The sequence below is a fragment of the Halobacillus sp. BAB-2008 genome, assembly GCF_000328325.1.
GTDB lineage: Bacteria > Bacillota > Bacilli > Bacillales > Halobacillaceae > Halobacillus.
On record NZ_ANPF01000078.1, the window covers coordinates 1 to 23,501 of the forward strand.

Below are 23,501 nucleotides of genomic sequence, written 5' to 3' on the forward strand. Positions count from 1 at the left end.
GCTTCTAATATATATATGAAATATTTATGATTCATTATCGTCTGGCTCAGGCATGGAGGGCTCCTTCAGCCCTCGATTGTACTCTTCGATCGTCCATATTCTCATTCGGAGGTGAGAAGGGAACGAGTTACCTTTTTTTCAAGCAGCATCCGCCGCGTCTTACCGGGCGTTGTACTTTTGTTTGCGGTGATGTTTCAATGACAATCGGCGTGCTGGACTTCTTAACAGATCTGCTGCTTTGAACTTGTCTTCTCACTCTTCTAGCTTTCACGAATACCTCTCCTTATGGTTTGATAATGTATTATAAGAAAAAATGCGGAAAATGGGAGGGCATTTATCGCTTTTTAATTGAAAAAGGGTGTTCGTCACATGTCCTGTTTTTAATGGTGAAACATCGCATGTGTGGAGGATTGGTCTTGTAAGAAAGAATGACCATGATGACATTATCGTCGGGGTGGTGAAGGAGATCTGTATAAGAGGGATAAGGTGCTGTATCAGGGTGAGTGTGATAGATCGCCAACACCTTATGTCCCGCATGACTCACATGTTCCAACGTTTGTGCGACTACCTTGGCACTGACAAAAAAACGGTTTCTAGCCTTCCATTCGTTTTCCAACGGCCAGACGGATAGGATCACTCCTGGTTCCTCTCCGGCCAATAAACCACAGGCTTCGAGCGGCCATTCCCTGCGTCCGTGCTCCATTATCTGTTCATACTGCTCTTCAGACAGTTCGATCATGGAAGCTCACAGCCTTCTTTGAAAGAATGAAAAGATCGAAGCACGCTCTCGCTTCTTCGGTGCATCTTCGTCATTCTCCTGCGTGAATGATTCCACTTTTCGACCGCGTGCAGGCAGGGATTTAGGTCTGTTGGCAATTCGAAAAGAGGCCATCTTAGGCTTATCATCCGCTTCTTTATGAGGAAGCGTCTCTTTAATGGAGAGGGCTTTCTGGTTGGACTCTTTCTCCAAGGGTTCCGGATTCTTCGTGACAGTCTTCTGGACTTTTTCTGGTTTCCTGTTTTCTTCTAATCTCTGGGCGGTTTCTTCACCGTTTTTTTTTCGAATGATGGTGTTCTGGTTGAAGTCCATAGCAGAATGACCGGGCATCCGTCTTTTTCCTGGCTTATTATTTCCGGATTCAGGGAAAGAGATGCCATTCTGTTGAAAGCCCTGCTGGTTCTGATAATAGGATGATTGCTGCTGATACCCTGGCTGCGACATAGGTGGGTAATAATCGCTTCTGCCTGTATGGTACTTCCGTGAAGATTGCAGCATGCTTTGAAGTTTTCTGTACTCCGACGTTTTCTTCGGTGCAGGTGCCTGCTCTCTTGGTTCTTCAATCGGCATTTCCGGAACTTGTTGTCTTGAATGAACCAGCTGTTCTCTCAAGCCGTCGAGTTCTTCCTTCAGGCGGTCCACTTCGCTTGTTTCCGTCTGCTTGCTTGGAACCTGCTGGTTTTTCAACGAAGCCAATTCTTCTTTTAACCGCTTCACTTCGCTTGATTCCGTTTCTTTCTGTCTGTGCTGCTGTTCTTTTAGCTGCCTTAATTCTTCTTTCAATCGACTTACTTCTCCCGATTCATCCTGCTGCTTCGACCGCTCCTGTACCTCAATTACCCGATTCATTTTTTCCATTAAGTCGTGGACTTGAAGGCGGTCCATCTTCTCCTTAATGAAATCGATGTCGCGTTTTAATGTACTGACGGTGTCGTTCACAGATTGCAGCTGGGCAGCCAGCTGATTCGTTCGTTGGTCTGCACTGTAGTGGTACTCTTCCATACGTTTCATTACTCCTTCGAATTTATGATGGAACCCATCGGATTCCTGTTTCATTAGAAGGTAGTCGTCGGCTATGGTTCCTGTTTTGATGGAGTGGAGCATTTCCTTGTAAAGGGATAATTTCGCTTTCATGGTTTCGATCGCTTCCGGACTGTACGTGTTGTTCAGATCCATTACTCATCACCCTTTTGCAGCACATTAATATACTATTGATGAACCACCAATACGTGACAAATGTGCCGATTTTTCTGACACGCATGACCTTGGAAATCCGTCCTGTTTTTTTTCTTACTATTGTATGCAGCACGGAACAAAAAAGTAGTTGTTTGTATCGGACAGTCACACATTTCCATTTGTCGCATTTATTATGGGTGTTCGCACAATTCGCAAAAGCACACCAAATATCAGCGATAGCACTAGACCCAACTGTACACTTGTTCATATGCTACGAATGAAAGAGAAAATCTTATTCGGAGGTGTTTGCAAATCATGCAAGCAAAAAATTTAATGGGGGGCCAAGAGCTCCTTTGTATCAACACAGAAAAAGTTTACGACTGGATTATCAACGAAGCGTCTTTTGATTTGACGTTGGGTGATTTCGATCTACCGGTCGGACCGACAGGAGATTTGCTGGAGTGTACAGATATCGAGAATGTCACTTGTGTCGTGGAACCGGCAGAAGTAGACCCTATCGAAATCGTAGGTCGTACCGATCAAGAATTGGTCGTTGATGGAACATTGTTGACTCTGCAGTTGGTCAACATTCGTAAAAACTTCACCGTGACTGTTCTTGTCGAGCTTATCCCTGAACTTGGCGGCGGTACTATTGAAGTCGGTTCTGTCGACTTTACACGTTGTGAGCAAGTGCTTCTATGTGCGCCGGATGGAACAGATGTCGATGTTTCTTATACAGATCTCGACTGCTTCATCTGTAACTTCTCCTGTGAGGAAAATGGTTCTTTGGAAGACACATTGACTGACGTTACTGTAACGGTTCGTCTGTGCCAAAGCATTCAGTCCACATACGACGTAACGCTTGAAATCGTAGCGGACTTCTGCCAACCGCGTGATATTCTTCCAATCCCGCCTTGCCCTGCTCCAACCATCCCACCTCAATGTCCTGTATTGTTCCCGAATGTGGACGATGGCCCGGGACTATCCGGTGATAAGTGCTAATACTCAGGCATAGAATCAAAGAGAGGATTTCTTCCTCTCTTTTTTCTTTTTGTCTTAATTCGGCTCTTTGTGTTCAGACAGTACGGAGGTGAAACGAATGAAAGGATCGGCTGAGCTGCTTTCTGAATGGCAGCAGAAACAGAAGCGCTACATGGAAGCATTTCGAGATCGGATCAAGGAATTGGAAAAGGCGAGGTCTTGGAAGGTGATCAGCTATTTTACATACTCGGTTCACCTTGCGCATGACAGATCAAAAGAAAGCATTCTTCTTGGAAGCTATCATATCCATAATATCGGTGAGGAACCTTTCGTGGATCCTTACATCTGTCTTCAATTGTCGGAGGACTCCCCCTTTCAGTTTTCCGGGAAGTATCTGTACAAAGATTCGATTCAGAAATTGCAAATGTCCGGGGCTTGGGAACGTTTGAATGAAGCAGACAACAAAACAGAGTATTGGCTGCGCCCTTCCGGAAAGCAGCTCATCTCTCCGGGAGAGAAACTGACCTTCTCCAATTTTCAAATGAAATGGATCGCAGATAAGAAATATGCGGGGAGTCTGAATGGATACACCTATGGAGAGGAGGCGAAGGAGGGGATTCCTTCGCTCAATCAAATCAACCTTAGTGGGGAGGGGGATGCAGGTGGATGAGCTAGACCTCCAGTTGGTGCTTCGTAAATGGCTGAAAGAATGGATGACCCGTCAAGTAACGAGGTTGAAAACAGACGAAGAGAAGCGGAGTCAAAGCTTTGTTTTTCTGGATGACGACACCATCCAGATGATTCTTATGATGTTGGCCATGAATCAGCGTCATGGATGGAATGCTGAAAAGGTAACAGACAACACGGAGGATAGGCAGGCGGTAAAGCAGTACATTGAGGAGAGCGAACGGGAGTGGACCGATTTACTTTCCCGTTTGAATTGAAATGAATTCCTACCTGGGGGGTTATGGTTATGGAGAAAGATACGATCCTTCTACAACAGAAGATCATTCATTTCAAGTCGGAACTGGCAAAGTACAAGGAGAAAGTGAAAGATTATCAAGAGAATTATCACTATGCCCTGCTGGAGAAGCTGAAAAAAGAGAATACCGCCCTTCGTGACAGGGAAGAACAGCTGCAAAAGGAAAAAAGTGTCGCAACCCAGGAATCTGTCAAACGCATCCAGGGGATGGAACAGCAAATAGCCAGTATGGAAAAGGCGAAACAAACAATGGAGGAAGAAACGGCGTTATGGAAAGAGAAGGCAGCGAGGTTCCAAAAAGATTTTGAATCCGCACAAACCCGTCTCATTCGTCTACAAAAAGAATCATCTGCTTATCAATATCAGCTGAAGCAGGCTGAAAAGCATTCGGAGGAAAGAGAATCCTTATGGAAGGAAGAGCGTTCCCTTCTAAAAGATAAGCTTGCAGCGGAAAAGAAAGCGAAAGACTCGTTGTTCCAAAAGGCTCAAGGTCTGAGAGAAGAAGCGAAAGACCAGCGGGAATATGTCCAGGAAGAAAGACAACAGAAGCATAACTGGAAAGCAGTTTACCTGGAGAACAGGACGCGGGCAGCAGGGCTGGCGCAGGAGAATGCGGAAATTCAAAAACGATTGGAGGCAGCGGAACAGGAGGCAGCCGTTTGGAAAGATCAAGCGAAACAATTGGAAACGGAAGTCCGGAAGGCGGAAGGGGAATTGGCCAGAACAGCAGGGGAGTCTGCAGCGACTGTTTCTGAATGGAAGCTTCGGGAACGTCAATTTCAGAAAGACATCATCCGTTTGAAGCAATCAGCACAGGAAAAACAGCAACTCCTTAACATAAGGGAAGAAGAGCAGGAACGACTGGAGACAGAAAATAAGGAGCTCTGCTCGGATATCAAATACTACGTGTATTATACAAAACAGCTCGGCGATCTTCTCTCCGGCGCGGAGGTGGATTTGAATAAACAAAGAGATGTAGTCCGGGAGTTGGAACAATCGAAAATTAAAGCAGAAGACGAATCGAGACGCATCGGAAGGGAATTGGAGACGAAGGTTGCCGCTTTAAAGCAACTGGAAGATGAGCAGCATTCCCGTAATCAGGAAAGAAGGTTGTGGGAAGAAGAACGACAGAACTATCAGTCTGATGTCGCCGACTTAAAGAGGCAGCTCAAGGAGGCTCATGAACAAGTGGAGGAACTGCAGATGATCCAGACTCATCTGAAAAAGCAGAATGAAAAGGTCCTCGGCATGTTCTCCAAGGAAGGAAGCGCGGATACTCCCAGCGATATCCTGTCCGTTCTGGATGAGCAGATGAAGAATATCCTAGGACAGACGTTCGAGTATGAAGAACAGCTGGATTCCAAAATCATCTTCATGGAAGCACTGGAAGAGAAAATTGATCAGCTTGGGAAAGAGATCCTTCAGATGGAAGAACGGGATGGTCAGGAAGATTGAACGGACGAAGGGCACGCCGGGAGGCTGCTCTTTTTTGTGCGAAAGATTCAACGGAATCAGGAGAAAATAGGACCAGTATCTCCTCGATTTGTTTAAAGCTTTGCAGGAAAGGAAATAAGAACCATTAGAAGCTATTATATTGTTCACCAGAGAAAGGATGAGACAGATGTTTGAAAAGCGTACAGGAGAAGTGATCACACAGCAATTGATTGATTGGGGGGTGGACCACATCTATGGAATGCCCGGCGATTCCATTAACGAGCTGATGGACGACCTTCGAAAGAGACAGGAAGAAATATCCTTCCTGCAGGTCCGTCATGAAGAAACAGGAGCGCTTGCGGCTGCGGCTTATGCGAAACTCACCGGAAAGCTTGGAGTGACCCTCTCGATTGCCGGCCCCGGCGCTGTTCACTTACTTAATGGATTGTATGATGCCAAGGCGGATAAAGCTCCTGTACTTGCCCTTGTCGGACAGGTACATAGTGAAGAGGTGGGGACAGGTGCTTTTCAGGAAATCAATTTGGAGCGCATGTTCGATGATGTTGCGGTGTTCAACCGCCGTGCGGAAACAGAAGCACAGCTTCCCGATCTCTTAGATCAAGCGATTAAGGAAGCTTATGCAAACAAAGGGGTCTCCGTTCTCATCGTACCGGACGATCTGTTTGCAAAAAAACAAAAGAACGAACCGCGTTTGACTGCCGGAACCTACTATCGTCCTGAGATCGTTCCCAATTCGGATCAGCTGAAAGAGGCCCGGCATTTAATCGAGCAGGCGGAGAAACCGCTCATTCTTGCCGGCCAAGGGACGAAGGATGCATCCGCTGAGTTGATTCAATTCGCAGAGACGATCCAGGCTCCTATCGTTATGAGCCTTCTTGGTAAAGGAATCATCCCGGACAATCATCCGTACTGTCTAGGGCAGCACGGTCAGATCGGCACAAAGCCTGCCTACCATGCAATGAAGGAAACCGATCTTCTCATTCTCATCGGTACGCAATTCCCGTACCGTGATTTTCTTCCGGAAGAGGTGAAGGCGGTCCAAATCGATAACAAGCCGGAAAACCTGGGCAAATACTATCCGATTGAGCTTGGTCTTCCTGGAAACAGCAAGGAGACTTTACAGGCGCTGATCGAACTGATTACTCCAGTGGATGAACGCGGCTATCTTCGTCATTATCAGGAAAAGATGAAGGATTGGCGGATTGCGCTTCAGGAAGAGAAACGTTCCACAAAAGACCCGCTCCATGCACCGCAGGTCATGTATGAGCTGGAGAAGCATATGGAATCCGGTGCGATCATATCCGGAGACGTAGGAAATGTTACCGTATGGCTTTCCCGATTCCTGCATCTTGTCAACCAGAAGTTTCTCATGTCCGGCTGGCTTGCTACAATGGGGAGCGGCCTGCCGGGAGCACTGGCTGCGAAACAAGCCTTCCCGGATAAACAGGTGATCGGCGTTTCCGGAGACGGTGGCTTTTCCATGGTGATGCATGACTTTGTTACAGCCGTTAAGTACGATCTTCCGATTAAAATGATCATTCTAAACAACAGTAAGATTGGAATGATCAAATACGAACAGGAACAGATGGGGCATTTAAATTATGCGACGGACCTTGGGGAAGTGGATTTTGCCAAGTTCGCCGAAGCTTGCGGGGGAGAGGGATACCGCATTCGCTCCTATGAAGAATTGGAGCCGAAAATGAAGCAGGCTTTCGTATCGAATAAGCCGGTCATCATTGATGTCGTTATCGAAGATCAGGCGCCTCTTCCTGGTAAAATTGATTACACCTCAGCGGTCAATTTCTCGAAATATATCGTTAAGAACTTCTTTGAATCCGGGACGCTTGATCTGCCGGATATGAAAAAAGCGCTCCAGCGCCTGACTTGATCAAAAAGAAAAACCCGCGCCGGGTCATCCCGCGCGGTTTTGTTCATTCGATCATACTTCCATAATGATTGGAAGAATCATCGGACGACGCTTCGTTTTTTCAAACAAGAACGGAGCGATCGTATCCGTGATTTCGTTTTTGATTTCTGACCATTGCGTTGTACGGCGTTCCATGACTTTCTCAACATGAGAACTTACCAGCTTCTGTGCTTCCTTAATCAAATCTTCGGATTCTCTCATGTAAACGAATCCGCGGGAAATGATGTCCGGGCCGGAAGCGATTTTGAATTCCTTCATATTAATACTTACGACGACGATGACAAGGCCTTCTTCGGAAAGAATACGGCGGTCGCGTAGTACGATATTACCGATATCACCAATTCCGCTGCCATCTACATAGACAGAACCGGAAGGGATCTTACCTGCGATGGAGGCTTCGTCTTTACCAAGGGCAAGCACGTCACCGTTGTCCATAACGAAGCAGTTCTCTTCCTTGACATCACAATCAAGGCTGAGTTTCACATGCTCTTTCAGCATGCGGTATTCTCCGTGGATCGGCATGAAGAATTTCGGCTGCATCAGTCGGAGCATCAGTTTCATCTCTTCCTGACTACCGTGTCCGGAGGTATGGATGTTTGTCAATGGACCGTGAATAACATCGGCACCTGCACGGTAAAGCTTGTTGATCGTACGGCTGACACTGATCGTGTTTCCAGGGATTGGGGAAGAAGAGAACACGACTGTATCGCCAGGCTGGATTTGGATCTGACGGTGGGTACCGTTTGCGATCCTTGACAGGGCAGCCATCGGTTCACCTTGGGAACCGGTACAGAGAATGACGACTTCATTAGCCGGCAGACGGTTGATTTGTTGAGCATCAATGAACGTATCCTTAGGGGCACGGATATATCCAAGTTCCTGACCGATGCGGATGGAAGATTCCATGCTCCGTCCAAAAACAGCTACTTTCCGATTATTCCTAACGGCTGCTTCCACTACCTGTTGAAGGCGGTGGATGTTTGAGGCGAACGTTGCGAAAATCAAACGACCGTTATCCATACGCGTAAAGATATCCTGGATGCTTTCTCCTACGACACGCTCTGACTTCGTAAAGCCTGGTACTTCACTGTTCGTACTGTCGGAAAGAAGAGCAAGTACACCTTCTTTACCGATTTCCGCCATTTTAGCGAGGTCTGCAGGTTCACCGACAGGGGTGAAGTCGAATTTAAAGTCTCCCGTGTGAACGATGTTCCCAGGCGGTGTCTTAACAACTACACCGTAGGAATCAGGGATACTGTGTGTCGTGCGGAAGAAGGACACGGATGTTTTACGGAACTTGATGATGTCATCTTCCTGAATTGTATTCAGTTTCGCACTGCGAAGGAGACCGTGTTCATCAAGCTTGTTGCGAATCAAGCCGATGGCAAGCTTCCCTGCATAAATTGGAATGTTAATTTCACGCAGCAGGTAAGGGATACCGCCGATGTGATCTTCGTGTCCGTGTGTGATGATAAGCCCTTTGATCTTATCTTGGTTCTGCACGAGATACGTATAATCCGGAATGACATAGTCGATACCGAGTAGTTCATCTTCCGGGAATTTAATACCAGCATCAATGAGGATGATTTCGTCTTGGAATTGAACTGCGTATGTGTTTTTACCAATTTCACCGAGTCCGCCAAGGGCGAATACGGCTGTCTGGTCGTTCTTCACGAATTTCATAAATTAAAATGTCTCCAACGCGAAATCTTCGGATTGCTTCTCATATCCCAGGTGATCCTCATCAAGCACCTGGATATATTCAATATTGAACCCTTTATCTTTTAACTTTTCTCTGACTTCTCTCTCTGTTTCCGCTTCCACATACATGGAATTCGTATGTTCACGGACAGGAACTTCTGTTGCCAGTTCCTGATACAAAACTTTGAATATCATTGCACTATCGCTCCTAACTAGATATAATTTCCACATTCTTGTCCTTCCATCATCATAGCACGTTTCGAACCCGCATGGTAATGATAATGATAGTCACAGGTGTTTCGCTGCACCTGGACAATGGTATTACGCGTATGTTTTACGATTCATTAAATTCTTCCAACGTTTTCTAAGCTTCCTTCGTAGACGCTTCATCATATGCATCCATCCCCTTTCACCAGATGAAGAAAAGCGCCAAAAACGTTAAAACCGCCCAATCCCTGTTATCTCTAGTATAATACGGTTTGTGGAAGAATGAAACATTACATTTTATATTTTGTCGTTATCGTTTGTTTTTCTTCTCAAACTTATCCACTCATGCTACAGTATAGCCAAAGAAGACACTATGTTAGTATAAATGTTGAAATCCATGTAGGAGGATCTGGTATGACAAATAAAAAAATCGCCTTCTTCGATATAGACGGCACCCTGCTAGACCATGATAAGAAACTTCCTGAAAAGACAAAACAGGCCATACAGAAATTGAAAGAGCAAGGGGTATACTGTGCCATTGCCACCGGCCGTGCCCCGTTCATGTACAAGAGCTTGCGAGAAGAACTTGGAATCGATTCCTATGTGAGCTTTAACGGACAGTACGTAGTTTTTGAAGGGAAAGAGATTTACAAAAACCCACTTTCAGAAGAAGCACTTCAGAAGCTGCACGTCCACGCAGAAGAGAATGACCATCCGATGGTCTTTATGAACGAAGAGGAGATGAGAGCGTCTACGCCTGATCATGACTCTATTCGCCAAAGTCTCGGCACGCTTCTGCTTGACCATCCGGCTGCAGATGAAGGTTTCTACAGCGGTCGTAACATCTATCAATCCCTGCTTTTCTGTGAAGGAAGAGAAATTGAACAATATGAGGAGGCGTACGAGGCATTCGACTTCATTCGCTGGCATCCGCTCTCCTGTGATGTTCTTCCTAAAGGCGGATCTAAAGCAGAGGGAATTAAGAAAATGATCGAAGCAGCCGGCATGACCATGGAGGATACGTACGCTTTCGGTGACGGACTCAACGACATTGAAATGATTTCAGAAGTCGGAACCGGGGTAGCCATGGGAAACGCTGTACCGGAAACGAAGGCCGTAAGTGACTACGTTACGACGGACGTTTCGGAAGATGGTCTGTCCCACGCCATTTATGAGCTTGGTTTATTGAAATAACCGAGAGGAAATAAAAGAAATCAAGCATAAAAAATCCGGGTGATCATCTGAGATAGACGATCGTCCGGATTTTTTGTTCTATAGAAGCGATTTGTCTTTCTTCTATACATACAGAGGTTTCTCATCGGTCGGCGGGTGTAGCGTTCTCCGGCTCTTTGAAAGGATTTTCCATATCAATATGATCGTAGAACATGACGCCGTGCAGGTGATCGATTTCATGTTGAAATACGATAGCTGCATAATCTTTCAGACGCAGCTTGACTTCATTACCTTCAAGATCTGTGCCCTTTACGGTGATTCGGCGGTGACGAGGGACGTAGCCGGGTACTTCTCTGTCGACAGAGAGGCATCCTTCCCCTGATGTCAAATACGTCTTTTCAACGGAATGACTGACAATTCTCGGATTAAACAGACCATAACTGTAGAGCTTATCCTTCATGTCCGTGAAGTGTACGGCAAGCATTCGTTTATTCACGTTGATCTGCGGAGCTGCCAGACCGACACCTGGTCTTAAGCCGTAACGGCTGCACACCTGGTCATCCTGGCTGTTCTTCAAGTATTGAAGCATTTCTTCCAACGTCTCTTTATCCTCTTCGGATGGTGGGAGGGAGACTTCTTCGGTCACGGTTCTCAAAGCGGGGTGACCTTCCCGGACGATATCATCCATCGTAATCATCTACAACATCCTTTCTGGAAAACAAGTTCTACAATAGCACGCCGGTTCCATTAAGAAAACCATCGGCCATCTATTTGGTAACATTTGTGAAAAGGTGTTTCCATTTAATATCATTTATTATACTATGGTAGATATGGCAAGATTACAATACGATTACGTAGAAATTCAAGGGGGAAGAGCTGTGCCGAAACGTATGCTGATCGGAGGCCTGGGTGCTGCTGCAATCTTGCTGTCTGCATGTACGGGGACGTCCGCACACGAAGCGATGTACGATCATTTGGAAAAAGCGGTTTCTTTGGAAGATGCATTCCGCGACCAGCAGCAGCCGATGGTGGAGCTGGAAGAGAAGGAACAGAAACTTTACGAAGAGATCATTGATCTTCAGACGGACCAGATGGATCAAATCAAAGAGAAGTCCAAGGAAGCCTCTGCTATTGTAGAAGATCGGAAGAAGAAGCTGAAACTGGAGAAAGAGAGCATCGACGCAGCCAAAGAGGAGTTCGATAACATAGATGGTCTTGCAAAAGACTTGGAAGAGGACAAGGCCGAAGCGAAAGACGAGGCCGAAGCCCTCGTAGAAACAATGGATCAGCGCTACGATACATACCAGACTCTTTACAGTGCTTACACAAAAGCCCTTCAGCTGGACGAAGAGCTCTATGATATGCTTCAGAAGGAAGATTTGACGCAGGAAGCCATGCAGGGCCAGATTGAGAAAATCAACGAGAGCTATCAGACGGTTATGGATAAGAATAAAGAATTTAATGAATATACGGACGCCTACAATAATAAGAAGAAAGAACTTTACGATGCATTGTCCTTAAATGTGGAATATGAGGATCATGAAGAATCCAAGGAATCCTGAGAAGAAGCCGCTGCTGTTGCAGCGGCTTCTTCTATTGCTTATAGAAGAGAAGGGGATGGGTGGATGATTATTAAGTTAACGCTGTGCGAATAAAATCGATGTGACAACAAGGCTTCCCTTTCGTTGGAAAGGCAGCAGGTAGGAAGGGGAAGCGGCGAAGAGGCAGATCGTCAACCTTTCTATGGAAAGCTCCCCATGGCCCTGGTTTTCTTTGTTCCCCAATAGAAAACTCCCCCTTTCACATACGGTGAAAATGTTATACTTTTCATTTGATTCTTGATAAGAAAAAACGTAGAATTAATACAGGCAGTAATTTCAGGTGATACAGTATAGTTGTTTTCATCGACAGAATCAGCTGCTTTCCGATTGCTGTGTGTTTAGTCTCGTACTACATAAAGAATATATACTGCGAAGTGATTGACGAATGATGACGAATTGAGCTAAACTACATAGTGGATTGACATTGTACCATTGAATTTTGCTTCTTGAGTGTAACAGTTTATATGGTATTCTCTGTATGATTAGTTCCCTAAACGACGGGGTAAAAACGTAAAGAGCAAATCGGTACAGTTTTTTTTCATATTTGGGAAAGCTACTCACAGCATCCATTTTAAAATACGAAAGGAAAGGGTGAAACACTTTGAAACGAACTCTTGAGAACATCGAAAATCAGTTCGAAACGTTTCAAATCCTGAATGAGGAAGGCGAAATCGTAAATGAAGATTACATGCCTGACCTATCAGACGAAGATCTAAAAGAAATTATGCGCCGTATGGTTTATACGCGTATCCTGGACCAGCGTTCTATCGCGCTTAACCGCCAAGGACGTCTTGGTTTCTATGCACCAACAGCAGGGCAGGAAGCTTCCCAGCTGGGTACACAATTTGCATTGGAGAAAGCGGACTTCATTCTCCCTGGTTACCGTGATGTACCACAATTGATCTGGCACGGCCTTCCACTTCACAAGGCGTTCCTATTCTCTCGTGGACACTTCCAAGGGAACCAAATGCCTGAAGGCGTTAACGCAGTAAGCCCGCAAATCATCATCGGAGCGCAGATCACTCAGACTGCCGGTGTTGGACTTGGCTATAAGAAACGCGGAGAGAACGCTGTAGCAATCACTTACACAGGTGACGGCGGTGCGTCTCAAGGTGACTTCTACGAAGGTATTAACTTCGCAGGTGCTTTTGGTGCGCAAGCGATCTTTGTCGTTCAGAACAACCGTTTCGCAATTTCCGTACCTGTTGAAAAGCAATCTGCTGCACAAACGATTGCTCAAAAAGCAGTAGCTGCAGGAATTGAAGGTATTCAGGTAGACGGTATGGACGTTCTTGCTGTTTATGCTGCAACGAAAGATGCTCGTGAGCGTGCCGTAAACGGAGAAGGTCCGACATTGATCGAGACGCTTACTTACCGTTATGGTCCACACACAATGGCCGGAGATGATCCGACTCGTTACCGTACGGAAGATCAAGACAGCGAGTGGGAGAAGAAAGATCCAATCGTTCGTTTCCGTAAATTCCTTGAAGCGAAAGGCCTGTGGTCTGAAGAGGAAGAAAACGAATTGATCGAAAAGACAAAAGAAGAAATCAAAGCTGCCATCAAGGAAGCTGACAATACTCCGAAGCAGACAGTTACTGATTTGATCGGTATCATGCACGAAGAGCTTCCATCCAACTTGAAAGAACAATTGGATGAATACAAAGAAAAGGAGTCGAAATAAGACCATGGCACAAATGACTATGATTCAAGCCATCACAGATGCGATGCGCACAGAACTTAAAAATGATGAAAACGTGCTGATTTTCGGTGAAGACGTCGGTCAAAACGGCGGTGTATTCCGTGCGACAGAAGGTCTTCAAAGTGAATTCGGCGAAGACCGCGTATTCGATACGCCTCTTGCTGAATCCGGAATCGGCGGTATGTCCATCGGGCTTGCCCTGACTGGTTTCCGTCCGGTACCTGAAATCCAATTCTTCGGTTTCGTATACGAAGTAATGGATGCAATCAGCGGTCAAATGGCACGTTACCGTTACCGTTCCGGTGGTACACGTCCAATGCCGATTACGGTCCGTTCTCCTTTCGGTGGTGGTGTACACACACCAGAACTTCACGCAGACAGCCTGGAAGGCCTTATGGCACAACAGCCTGGACTTCGTGTAGTTATTCCATCCAACCCTTACGATGCGAAAGGTCTATTGATCTCTTCCATCCGCAATAACGATCCTGTTATCTTCCTTGAGCACATGAAGCTTTACCGCTCTTTCCGTGAAGAAGTTCCGGAAGAAGAGTACACGGTAGAGCTTGATAAAGCTGCAGTGAAGCGCGAAGGTACAGACGTAACATTGGTCGCTTACGGCGCAATGGTACACTCTTCCCTTAAAGCAGCGGAAGAACTCGAGAAAGACGGAATCAGTGCAGAAGTTATCGACCTTCGTACTGTAAGCCCGGTTGACTACGAAACGATCCTTGAATCTGTTAAGAAGACAAACCGTGCGGTAGTCGTTCAAGAAGCTCAGAAACAAGCTGGTATTGCAGCGAACGTCGTTTCTGAAATTCAAGAAAAAGCCATTCTTCACTTGGAAGCTCCTGTTCTGCGTGTAGCTGCACCGGATACAGTATATGCATTCACTCAAGCGGAAGAAGTATGGTTGCCTAACCACAACACAATCGTTGAAAAAGTCAACGATGTTATGAACTTTTAATCATCTCTAACTTATAGGAGGGAACAACCGTGGCATTTGAATTTAAGCTACCTGATATCGGTGAAGGTATCCACGAAGGTGAAATTGCAAAGTGGTTCGTCAAGCCTGGCGACGAAGTAAAAGAAGATGACGTGCTTTGTGAAGTACAAAACGACAAAGCCGTTGTAGAGATTCCTTCTCAAGTAGATGGAACTGTTAAAGAGCTTCACGTGGATGAAGGAGAAGTAACAACTGTAGGTACGGTCATCATCACGATTGATGACGGTTCTGAAGATACAGGCTCCTCAGAAGCACCTAAAGAAGAAGCGAAGGAAGAAGCTCCTAAAGAGGAAGCGAAATCCGAAGAGCCTCAAACATCTGAAGAGAGCGATGTAGATGAAGACAAGCGCGTCGTAGCCATGCCTTCTGTACGTAAATTCGCTCGCGACAACGATGTGGATATCCGTAAAGTACAGGGCTCCGGCAAAAACGGACGCATCGTGAAAGAAGACATCGAAAGCTTCTTGAACGGCGGACAGCCGGCTGCTTCTGAAGCACCTGCAGAAGAGAAAGAAGAGGCATCTGCTTCTACTTCTTCCGAACAGGCCGTACCAGCTGCGGGCGAAGCATATCCGGAAACACGTGAGAAGATGAGCGGTATCCGTAAAGCGATCTCCAAAGCTATGGTTAATTCCAAGCATACGGCTCCTCACGTAACGTTGATGGACGAAGTGGACGTAACAGAACTTGTTGCCCACCGTAAGAAATTCAAAGCAGTTGCTGCTGAACAGGAAATCAAGCTGACATATCTTCCTTATGTTGTGAAGGCTCTTGTTTCCACACTGAAGAAATTCCCTGTACTGAACACGTCTATTGACGACAGCACAGATGAAATTATTCAGAAACACTACTATAATATTGGTATCGCGGCAGATACAGATAAAGGCCTTATGGTTCCAGTCGTTAAAGACGCAGATCGTAAGTCTGTCTTCTCTATCTCCAGCGAAATCAATGAACTTGCTGTAAAAGCTCGTGACGGTAAACTTTCAGCACAAGAAATGAAAGGTGCTTCCACTACAATCACGAACATCGGTTCTGCTGGTGGTCAATGGTTTACTCCGGTAATCAACCACCCAGAAGTAGCGATCCTAGGTATCGGCCGTATCGCTGACAAACCGATCGTCCGCGATGGTGAAGTAGTAGTCGCTCCTGTCCTTGCGATTTCCTTGAGCTTCGACCACCGTATCATCGATGGTGCTACAGCTCAAAACGCAATGAACAACGTCAAGCGTTTACTGAACGATCCACAACTAATTATGATGGAGGCGTAAAGTATGGTAGTAGGAGATTTCCCAATTGAACTAGACACGTTAGTAGTTGGTGCGGGTCCCGGCGGCTATGTAGCTGCCATCCGCGCTGCACAAACAGGACAAAAAGTTACAATCGTTGACAAAGGCAACCTCGGCGGTGTCTGCCTTAACGTTGGATGTGTACCTTCCAAAGCATTGATTCAAGCGGGTCACCGTTATGAGCATGCAAAAGGATCCGAAGACATGGGTATCAAATCGGAGAACCCGACTGTTGATTTCACAAAAGTACAAGAGTGGAAGGGCAGTGTCGTTAACAAACTTACCAGCGGTGTCGAAGGGCTTCTTAAAGGAAACAAAGTAGACATCGTAAAAGGTGAAGTTTACTTCGTGGATAAAAACACGGTTCGCGTTATGGATGAGAAAAATTCTCAAACTTACACGTTTAACAACGTAATCATCGCGACAGGTTCTCGTCCAATCGAGCTTCCTACTTTCAAATACTCTGATCGCGTCCTGGATTCTACAGGTGCTCTTAACCTTAAAGAGATTCCTAAGAAACTGGTCGTTATCGGTGGTGGATACATCGGTACAGAGCTTGGTACGGCTTACGCTAACTTCGATACAGAAGTGACGATCCTTGAAGGTACAGGCGATATCCTTGGCGGCTTCGAGAAGCAAATGACTTCTGTCGTTAAGAAACGTCTGAAGAAAAAAGGCGTCGCTATCGAAACGAACGCCCTTGCACAAGGTGTGGAAGAGCGTGAAGACGGCGTTACCATTACTTACGAAGTTAAAGGCGAAACGAAATCCATCGACGCTGACTACGTACTTGTTACCGTTGGTCGTCGTCCGAACACAGACGAAATCGGCTTGGAAGACCTTGGCGTGAAAATGAGCGACAAAGGTGTTATCGAAGTGGATAAACAGTGCCGTACGAGCATTGACAACGTCTACGCTATCGGTGATATCGTTCCTGGTCCTCCACTTGCTCACAAAGCCTCTTACGAAGGTAAGATCGCTGCGGAAGCAATTGCTGGTGAGAAGTCTGAAATCGACTATCTTGGAATTCCAGCTGTTGTATTCTCTGATCCAGAACTTGCTTCTGTTGGTTACACAGAACAAGAAGCGAAAGATGCTGGTTACGAAGTAAAAGCAGCTAAATTCCCGTTTGCAGCAAACGGACGTGCTCTTTCTCTTAACGACAGTGACGGTTTCTTGAAACTGGTTACTCGTAAAGATGATGGTCTCGTTATCGGTGCTCAAATTGCAGGTCCAAACGCTAGTGACATGATCGCTGAACTTGGCCTTGCTGTAGAAGCAGGCATGACGGCGGAAGATTTGGCTCTTACAATCCACGCTCACCCAACTCTAGGTGAGATCACGATGGAAGCTGCTGAAGTAGCTTTGGGTAACCCAATCCACATCATGTAATTATTTTAAAAAAGGCAAAAGCTCTTCGGAGCTTTTGCCTTTTTCTCTTATATAGAGAGGAGAGCAGGAAGATGGAAGTAGAGCGTTATTTAAAGCGTATTCATGTAAACAGGTTGGAGGCACCCTCTTTGTCCTTCCTGAGCAGACTTCAGGATCAACATATGCTTCATGTCCCTTTCGAGAACTTGGATGTCATCCGTCAAGTTCCAATTGAACTGCATATACCATCCTTTTATGATAAAGTTGTTCTCCGCAGAAGGGGAGGATTTTGTTATGAACTGAATGGTCTATTTCATTGGCTGCTCGGAAAGGCGGGGTATGAAGCGCGGTTGATCAGTGCCACAGTGAAGCAGCCGGATGGGGATTGGGCTCTAGAGGACAGCCATGCCGCTATCATCGTGTGCCTGGATGGATCGGAGTATTTGGTTGATGTTGGATTCGGAGATTCTACGAGGAGGCCGCTTCGCCTGAGCGGGGAGGTTTCAAGAGACGTGAGCGGGGATTACCGCGTCGATAAGTGCGGGAAAGCATTCTATCTGCAGAGAAAGAAAAATGACTCAGAGGAGTGGCAGACGCTGTACCGTTTTTTGTCCAGAGGAAGAAAATTAGACGATTTCCATAAGGCCTGCGAGTATAACCAGACCTCCCCTTCTTCTCCTTTCACAGGTAAGGATATCGCTACGATTGCTTCAGCTGACGGCAGACTGACTATTTCCGGAAATACCTTGATACAAACAACCCGTTTCGGCAGAGAAAGAACCGGGATCGAGGAGGAAGAGAAGAAGCTGCTTCTTCAGAACGAGTTCGGCATGTCTTCTTTTTGATACCAGGAAAAGAAGGAGATACCCCGTCCCTATAGAACAGTATGTAGAAAAGGGAAAAGAGGTGTCATAGGTGAACAGCCCTATTCGTCCTGTGATTCATACGGTGCTCGTACCTGTCACGGATTTAAAGGCATCCAGCAGGTGGTATGGCCTATCCACTCCGTTAGATGCTGTGTCTCCCCCCGTGCAAAACATCCCGCTTGACCATCACACCGGCCTGACTCTGGATACGGGAAGGTAGTTTGATAAGGAAAAGCAAAGCGGATTGCCCCTGTTCAACTTCCATACGGATGATATCCTATCCGCTGCGGAATTCGTGAAGAACCGAAAGCTTGGAGAGATCAGTGACATTACCGTCTTCGATGATCTTTCTTTTTTTACTATACAAGACCCGGATGACAATATAATTATGATAGGAACCGGATGAGCAGAGAATTCTATTCTCTGCTTTTCATCATGCTTTCTTTATTAAGAATATATTGTGCGATATAGAAGAATATGTTAAATTGTATCTCGTATCACAAGGGATAGGAGAGATAGAATGAAGAAAAAAATCATATTCGTTGCTTTACCGGTACTGGCGGTTCTTGTCTTTGTCGTCATTCAAATGAGCAAGCCGTCCCCTTCTGACGTGTTGACGGATTTTAAGGAAGCGGTCGAGGCGGAAGATTCAGATCGGCTGTTCGACATGGTCGAGCTCGAAGATGACATCGAGTGGAGTAAAGAAGACGCAGAAAGTATGATTACATATTTTAAGCAAAATGAAGATGATTGGTCTGATCAAATGGAAGTATTAAACAGGCAGGCAGCTGCGTACCAATCGAAAGGCGATACATCGGTTTCAGCCGGTGCAAACGAGTTGGCTAACGGTGGATTTTATATGAAGAAGGAAGATGGCCTTTTTGGAGCTGCGTATGCGATAAAGGCGGCTGGGTTTCATCTGGATCTGCAGGCTCCTGAAGATGCTGAGATTACTTTCAAGGATGCCGAGATCGATATGTCAAACAAGGAAACGAAGCGGCTTGGTACGTTCGGACCCGGAGTTTATACGATTCATGGCTCTAAACAATATGAATATACAAAGGTTTCCGAAGACAAAGCAGTGACGTTGTTTGAACAAGGGGATTATTCGCAGGCCGTTCAAATGGATTTGACAGGAGAGAAGGTTACTGKCACGTCTCAGACACCGGAAACTAAAGTGAAAGTAGAAGGAAAAGACACGGAGCAAACAATTAACGAGACGCTTGCCGTTGGTCCCATTGGAGAAGGAATGACGGTTCAAGGATTCAAGGAGTTCCCGTGGGGAGAGGCAACAAGTAAATCGTTTGTGGTCGGGGAGGATGAATACACCGATGTGGGAAAAGGTTTCGCTAAGTTGGAAGGGTATGATCTGACTCCCGATCCTGTGGTAGGCGATGCGATGAAAAAGGCAGTAGTTTCTGCCATCAACCGGTTCGCTGAGGAGGAAGTAAAGGCCAAGAAAGAACAAGATGTGGAGATACTTACTAATATCAGTGATCCATTGGAAAAGGACTACATCGTCCAAATTCAAGATTTTGATGAGGAAAATTACTTTGAAGGAAAAGCCCTTGGAACGCGGATAGACATAGAGAATGCAAGTTATGAACAAGGACAGGGAGGCGTGGACTTATTAAGAGTTCCTGTCGAGTTTCACGAGGAATCCAGGGAAGTTTATGAATATATTGATACAGAGATGAGAGAGTCATTCGATGCCACTGTCGTTGTTCTGACGTATGATGAGCAGGAGAAGCAGTGGATCATCTACGATAAAGAGAATAAGCGTCACGTGGGAGAGGACTATATGTCTGGGGAAGGTGTAGTGAAAACGGAATTTTAATTGGTTGTTGCATGTAGAGTTTCCGCACTCATCCTCGTTGAATAGGAAGAAAAGAATCGAATATGAAAAGATCCCGGTCTCTGTAGAGGCCGGATCTTTTTCCTTCCTGTCCATCAGGAAGGTTTTTCTGTATAGGAACCGGTCATGTTGATGGAATCTTCCAGTGCTGTAAGAATATCATTATGCCGGTTATCACCTTTTATCGTCTTAACGGTCTTTCCTTCTTTCTTAACAACAAGGGCAGGGAGATCTTCTTTCGTCAGACGAAGGTTATCCGAATTCATCTCCTGCTGTTTAAATTCCAGCTCTTCTGTATCCTGTTGTTTGACTTTCCAATCAAGCAGGGCGCTCATATAATTTTTTGCTGCTTCCTGCTCATCGCTGTCTGTGTAGAGGTACAACTCATAATCGAGAGGTGATGCCTTCAGAACCTGGACATCTTCTGTTTTCGGTATGCAACCGGCTAACAACAGGACAGCAAAAAACGTCATGATCAGGTACTTGTTCATCCTCCGCCACTCCCTTAGCTTCGTTCCATCCTAAGTGTAACAAAGGACTAGGGGATAGTTGGAACTGTTATCGTTTTGTTACGGAAATGAAAGCCTTATGTCGCTTTATGATAACAATGTGTAAAATAAAACCCCCTCGATCCACGGGACCGAGGGGGAGGATATCTTTATTTCTTACGCAAATTGACCTTTTTGCCTTCTTCCTGGAATGCTTTGAAGAGGGAGAAGCAAATCAAAATCATGATGAATGTAAACGGGAAGGCGGCGATTATTGCTGCTGTCTGCAGGGAACTCAATCCACCCTGCCAAAGAAGTACAGCGGCTGCACCGGCCTGAATGATACCCCAAGTGAACTTCACCTGGTTCTTAGGGTTCAGGCTTCCGTTGGTCGTCTGCATACCGAGAACGAAGGTCGCAGAGTCGGCAGACGTGATGAAGAACGTGCTGATCAACAGCAGTCCGATAATTGCCATGACGGAACCAAGCGGAATATGCTGCAGCATAGAGAACAGCGCGACTTCTGTACCAAGTTCGCTTACATCGGATTGAATGTCTACTCCTTGGAAGAACTCAAGGAAGATCGCAGATCCACCAAATACGGAGAACCAAAGAGCTCCGAAGATCGTAGGGACGAGCAGGACACCGAGAACGAATTCGCGGATGGTACGTCCTCTGGATACACGGGCAATGAATGTACCTACAAATGGAGCCCAGGAGATCCACCAAGCCCAGTAGAAGATCGTCCAGTCCTGTACCCACGTATTATCTTGGGAGAACGGCGTCATGCGGAAGCTCATCTGCGGAAGGTCACGGACATATCTTCCGAGTGTCGTTGTGAAGAAGTCCATGATGAAGTTCGTCGGACCGGCGAACAGCAGGAAGAGCATAAGTACAATTGCAAGCACGATGTTCGTGTTACTCAAGTACTTGATCCCTTTGTTCAAACCTGTCATGGCAGATGTCATGAACAAGACGGTAACAATAGCGATGATTGTCAACTGAAGAGCGAACGTATCGCTTAAGCCGTCAAATGTGTACGCGAGACCACTGGAAATCTGCAGTGCTCCAAGACCGAGTGATGTTGCAACACCGAAGATCGTTGCGAATACAGCGATGACATCGACCAATGTTCCGATCGGGCCTTTGACGCGTTTCTCACCAAGGATCGGTGTCAGGGCAGCGCTGATGACGCCGGGAGCGTCTTTACGGAATTTGAAGAATGCCAGTGCCAGTGCAAGGACGGCATAGATGGCCCAAGGGTGGAGTCCCCAGTGGAAGAAGGAATATTTCAGCGCGGACTGCGCGGCATCCTCACTCATCGGCTCCTGTTCTACGCCTGCTGGTGTATGCAGGTGGGAAAGTGGTTCCGCTGCACCCCAAAATACGAGGCCGATACCCATACCGGCACTGAAAAGCATAGCGAACCATGTGAGATAAGAATATTCCGGTTCTTCATCCGGTTTACCCAATTTCAAATTACCATATTTAGAGAAGATTAAATAAATGGCGAAAATCAAAAATCCTGTAGCGGACAGCAGGTAAAACCATCCGAATTTTTCTGTAAGAAATCCTTGGACATTTGATGTAATGTTAGCAAGGTTCCATGTCGGCAGCGTTGATTCTGGAATCGTTCCCCAGATGATGAATAAGAACGCAATGACGACGGAAATGTAAAATACTTTAGTTACTTGATTCATGTCTAAGTTCCCTCCTAATGGATTTGTTTGTGCACATTCCCCTTTGTACAGTTTTGTACGATCAATCTCTTAAGTAGCACTTCTCCACCAAGGCCATCTGTTTTGCAGATAAGTCCTGCAGTTCTTCCAAAACATCATGGAAGCACAGCATTTCATAAAGCAGGATTGTCTGTGGTGGGAGGTGGTGTCGGTATGTGGTTTTCTTGATGACGTGGTCTTCTTTCCATTTCCAGAATAAGCGGTCCAAATGGGCGACGTTTTGAAACTGCTCTTCCTGGATGGAATGGGTCGGGTCCAGTAATACCCGGACATAATGATCCGTCAAAGAATGCAGAAGTTCCTTCTCAGATTCCGAGAAATCGGATCCCTTCGTCTGAACATACTGCAGATTCCCCAGATGATAGACGATTTGCTGGAAGGCTGCGAGCTTCCTTTGGGAAAGTTGAAAAGCGACCATTTCTTCATTCGTGTGACGGTGATACTTCCATTCTTCCCGCTGATAACTTGACAGCTGCAGAGTTTTCTCCAGATGAGCGGTCAGCTGCCGGTAAGACCGCTGGTTATTCCGTGTTTTCTCTTTAGATTCTGCCGTAATATCATAAATTATTCGTTTCAGGAGAAGGCCGGCTTGGTTATAAAGGCCATTGATGTTTTTGTAAATCATTGGGGAATAATTGGGCGGCAGCAGAAAAAAGTTCACAAATGTCGAAACAATGATCCCAATGGATGTAGTACCCAATCTTGTGAAGAATGAAACAAAATAATGGTCCTGAAAGTCCGGAATCATGGCTGTCGCCGTAATGGTGGCGACAAGAATGCCGGCATCGAGCTTCAGTTTGTGACAGACAGCAATAGTCGCCATCGCAACCAGCGCAAACGTAAGGGCACCTTTTCCGAAAAGTCCGTAGAAAGCCGTAGCAAGCAGAGCTCCGATTGCAGAGGCGGGGAAACGCACTGCCGCCTTCTTGATCGAGTCGGCTGCCGTATGCTCGATCGTGACAATTGCGGTTATGACAGCAAAAATAATGGGTAAATTAAAAAAACCGCAAATCAATGCAGTCAGAAAGACAGATATACCCGTCTTCAATGTACGGCTTCCGAGAAGTTTGAATCGCTTGATTGCTTGAAGCATTTCCATCACCCATTCAATAAAAATGAAAAATAGATATTTAATGAAAGACCACATCAAAACATTATATAACAAATTACCTAAAAAACATAGAAAAAATGTAGATTTGTCGGATAT

Annotated in this window: 24 protein-coding genes; 13 read left to right on the forward strand and 11 right to left on the reverse strand. The window is 45.9% G+C overall.

Going from position 1 to position 23,501, the window contains the following annotated elements:
* Nucleotides 1-127 precede the first annotated feature (127 nt).
* From D479_RS20815 to D479_RS16015, 3 genes are all read right to left on the reverse strand, one after another.
* The gene (locus D479_RS20815) at nucleotides 128-271 is read right to left on the reverse strand and encodes a hypothetical protein (protein ID WP_161484896.1); all 144 of its coding nucleotides are present in this window, start codon (nucleotides 269-271) and stop codon (nucleotides 128-130) included.
* Between the two features lie 63 nt (nucleotides 272-334).
* Nucleotides 335-739, reverse strand: a complete 405-nt coding sequence (locus D479_RS16010; RefSeq protein ID WP_008639056.1) for a M67 family metallopeptidase — start codon at nucleotides 737-739, stop codon at nucleotides 335-337.
* Nucleotides 740-745: 6 nt separating this feature from the next.
* Nucleotides 746-1,954 carry a hypothetical protein gene (locus tag D479_RS16015; RefSeq protein ID WP_008639057.1) on the reverse strand — a complete coding sequence of 403 codons (1,209 nt, stop codon included), beginning with the start codon at nucleotides 1,952-1,954 and terminating at the stop codon, nucleotides 746-748.
* Between the two features lie 315 nt (nucleotides 1,955-2,269).
* Here D479_RS16015 and D479_RS16020 point away from each other — a divergent pair, with 315 nt between their 5' ends.
* The 5 genes from D479_RS16020 (at nucleotide 2,270) to D479_RS16040 (ending at nucleotide 7,260) form a co-directional block, all read left to right on the forward strand.
* On the forward strand, nucleotides 2,270-2,956 hold the full coding sequence (locus D479_RS16020; protein WP_008639059.1) for a hypothetical protein: 687 nt from the start codon (nucleotides 2,270-2,272) through the stop codon (nucleotides 2,954-2,956).
* A gap of 97 nt (nucleotides 2,957-3,053) precedes the next feature.
* Nucleotides 3,054-3,605 carry a hypothetical protein gene (locus D479_RS16025; RefSeq protein ID WP_008639060.1) on the forward strand — a complete coding sequence of 184 codons (552 nt, stop codon included), beginning with the start codon at nucleotides 3,054-3,056 and terminating at the stop codon, nucleotides 3,603-3,605.
* On the forward strand, nucleotides 3,598-3,879 hold the full coding sequence (locus D479_RS16030; RefSeq protein ID WP_008639061.1) for a hypothetical protein: 282 nt from the start codon (nucleotides 3,598-3,600) through the stop codon (nucleotides 3,877-3,879). The genes D479_RS16025 and D479_RS16030 overlap by 8 nt, the downstream gene beginning before the upstream one ends.
* Before the next feature lie 29 nt (nucleotides 3,880-3,908).
* Nucleotides 3,909-5,372: a hypothetical protein gene (locus D479_RS16035; protein WP_008639062.1), complete on the forward strand. Its 1,464-nt coding sequence runs from the start codon at nucleotides 3,909-3,911 to the stop codon at nucleotides 5,370-5,372.
* A gap of 166 nt (nucleotides 5,373-5,538) precedes the next feature.
* The gene (locus tag D479_RS16040) at nucleotides 5,539-7,260 is read left to right on the forward strand and encodes a pyruvate oxidase (RefSeq protein WP_008639063.1); all 1,722 of its coding nucleotides are present in this window, start codon (nucleotides 5,539-5,541) and stop codon (nucleotides 7,258-7,260) included.
* A gap of 51 nt (nucleotides 7,261-7,311) precedes the next feature.
* Here D479_RS16040 and rnjA read toward each other — a convergent pair whose 3' ends face one another.
* Both rnjA and D479_RS16050 read right to left on the reverse strand, forming a co-directional pair.
* On the reverse strand, nucleotides 7,312-8,982 hold the full coding sequence (rnjA, locus tag D479_RS16045) for a ribonuclease J1 (protein WP_008639064.1): 1,671 nt from the start codon (nucleotides 8,980-8,982) through the stop codon (nucleotides 7,312-7,314).
* Between the two features lie 3 nt (nucleotides 8,983-8,985).
* Nucleotides 8,986-9,195: a DNA-directed RNA polymerase subunit epsilon gene (locus D479_RS16050; RefSeq protein WP_008639066.1), complete on the reverse strand. Its 210-nt coding sequence runs from the start codon at nucleotides 9,193-9,195 to the stop codon at nucleotides 8,986-8,988.
* Between the two features lie 426 nt (nucleotides 9,196-9,621).
* Between D479_RS16050 and D479_RS16055 the strand changes: the two genes are divergently transcribed.
* Nucleotides 9,622-10,401: a Cof-type HAD-IIB family hydrolase gene (locus tag D479_RS16055; protein ID WP_008639068.1), complete on the forward strand. Its 780-nt coding sequence runs from the start codon at nucleotides 9,622-9,624 to the stop codon at nucleotides 10,399-10,401.
* Between the two features lie 121 nt (nucleotides 10,402-10,522).
* On the opposite strand, the gene def is transcribed toward D479_RS16055, so the two are convergent.
* The gene (gene def / locus D479_RS16060; RefSeq protein WP_008639070.1) at nucleotides 10,523-11,077 is read right to left on the reverse strand and encodes a peptide deformylase; all 555 of its coding nucleotides are present in this window, start codon (nucleotides 11,075-11,077) and stop codon (nucleotides 10,523-10,525) included.
* 181 nt (nucleotides 11,078-11,258) lie between these two features.
* On the opposite strand from def, the gene D479_RS16065 reads away from it, so the two are divergent.
* Nucleotides 11,259-11,942, forward strand: a complete 684-nt coding sequence (locus D479_RS16065; RefSeq protein ID WP_008639072.1) for a YkyA family protein — start codon at nucleotides 11,259-11,261, stop codon at nucleotides 11,940-11,942.
* Between the two features lie 75 nt (nucleotides 11,943-12,017).
* On the opposite strand, the gene D479_RS20820 is transcribed toward D479_RS16065, so the two are convergent.
* Entirely contained in the window at nucleotides 12,018-12,164 is a 147-nt protein-coding gene (locus D479_RS20820; RefSeq protein WP_161484897.1) for a hypothetical protein, read from the reverse strand.
* A gap of 418 nt (nucleotides 12,165-12,582) precedes the next feature.
* Between D479_RS20820 and pdhA the strand changes: the two genes are divergently transcribed.
* From pdhA to D479_RS16090, 5 genes are all read left to right on the forward strand, one after another.
* Entirely contained in the window at nucleotides 12,583-13,665 is a 1,083-nt protein-coding gene (gene pdhA, locus D479_RS16070; RefSeq protein WP_008639074.1) for a pyruvate dehydrogenase (acetyl-transferring) E1 component subunit alpha, read from the forward strand.
* 4 nt (nucleotides 13,666-13,669) lie between these two features.
* The gene (locus D479_RS16075) at nucleotides 13,670-14,647 is read left to right on the forward strand and encodes an alpha-ketoacid dehydrogenase subunit beta (protein WP_008639076.1); all 978 of its coding nucleotides are present in this window, start codon (nucleotides 13,670-13,672) and stop codon (nucleotides 14,645-14,647) included.
* Between the two features lie 29 nt (nucleotides 14,648-14,676).
* Nucleotides 14,677-15,957 carry a dihydrolipoamide acetyltransferase family protein gene (locus D479_RS16080; RefSeq protein WP_008639078.1) on the forward strand — a complete coding sequence of 427 codons (1,281 nt, stop codon included), beginning with the start codon at nucleotides 14,677-14,679 and terminating at the stop codon, nucleotides 15,955-15,957.
* Nucleotides 15,958-15,960: 3 nt separating this feature from the next.
* On the forward strand, nucleotides 15,961-17,367 hold the full coding sequence (lpdA, locus tag D479_RS16085; protein WP_008639079.1) for a dihydrolipoyl dehydrogenase: 1,407 nt from the start codon (nucleotides 15,961-15,963) through the stop codon (nucleotides 17,365-17,367).
* 71 nt (nucleotides 17,368-17,438) lie between these two features.
* Nucleotides 17,439-18,191 (forward strand): arylamine N-acetyltransferase, encoded by a 753-nt coding sequence (locus tag D479_RS16090; protein WP_008639080.1) that lies wholly within the window; start codon nucleotides 17,439-17,441, stop codon nucleotides 18,189-18,191.
* Nucleotides 18,192-18,354: 163 nt separating this feature from the next.
* Here the strand turns inward: D479_RS16090 and D479_RS21235 are convergent, their stop codons facing one another.
* Nucleotides 18,355-18,477 (reverse strand): hypothetical protein, encoded by a 123-nt coding sequence (locus D479_RS21235; protein ID WP_255358485.1) that lies wholly within the window; start codon nucleotides 18,475-18,477, stop codon nucleotides 18,355-18,357.
* Between the two features lie 255 nt (nucleotides 18,478-18,732).
* Between D479_RS21235 and D479_RS16100 the strand changes: the two genes are divergently transcribed.
* Nucleotides 18,733-20,049: a hypothetical protein gene (locus tag D479_RS16100; RefSeq protein WP_008639082.1), complete on the forward strand. Its 1,317-nt coding sequence runs from the start codon at nucleotides 18,733-18,735 to the stop codon at nucleotides 20,047-20,049.
* 113 nt (nucleotides 20,050-20,162) lie between these two features.
* Here the strand turns inward: D479_RS16100 and D479_RS16105 are convergent, their stop codons facing one another.
* The 3 genes from D479_RS16105 to D479_RS16115 form a co-directional block, all read right to left on the reverse strand.
* Nucleotides 20,163-20,558 (reverse strand): hypothetical protein, encoded by a 396-nt coding sequence (locus D479_RS16105; protein ID WP_008639084.1) that lies wholly within the window; start codon nucleotides 20,556-20,558, stop codon nucleotides 20,163-20,165.
* A gap of 167 nt (nucleotides 20,559-20,725) precedes the next feature.
* Nucleotides 20,726-22,255: a BCCT family transporter gene (locus D479_RS16110; RefSeq protein WP_008639085.1), complete on the reverse strand. Its 1,530-nt coding sequence runs from the start codon at nucleotides 22,253-22,255 to the stop codon at nucleotides 20,726-20,728.
* 61 nt (nucleotides 22,256-22,316) lie between these two features.
* Nucleotides 22,317-23,387, reverse strand: coding sequence for an aromatic acid exporter family protein (locus D479_RS16115; RefSeq protein WP_026577527.1), 1,071 nt, complete (start codon nucleotides 23,385-23,387; stop codon nucleotides 22,317-22,319).
* Between the last annotated feature and the right edge of the window lie 114 nt (nucleotides 23,388-23,501).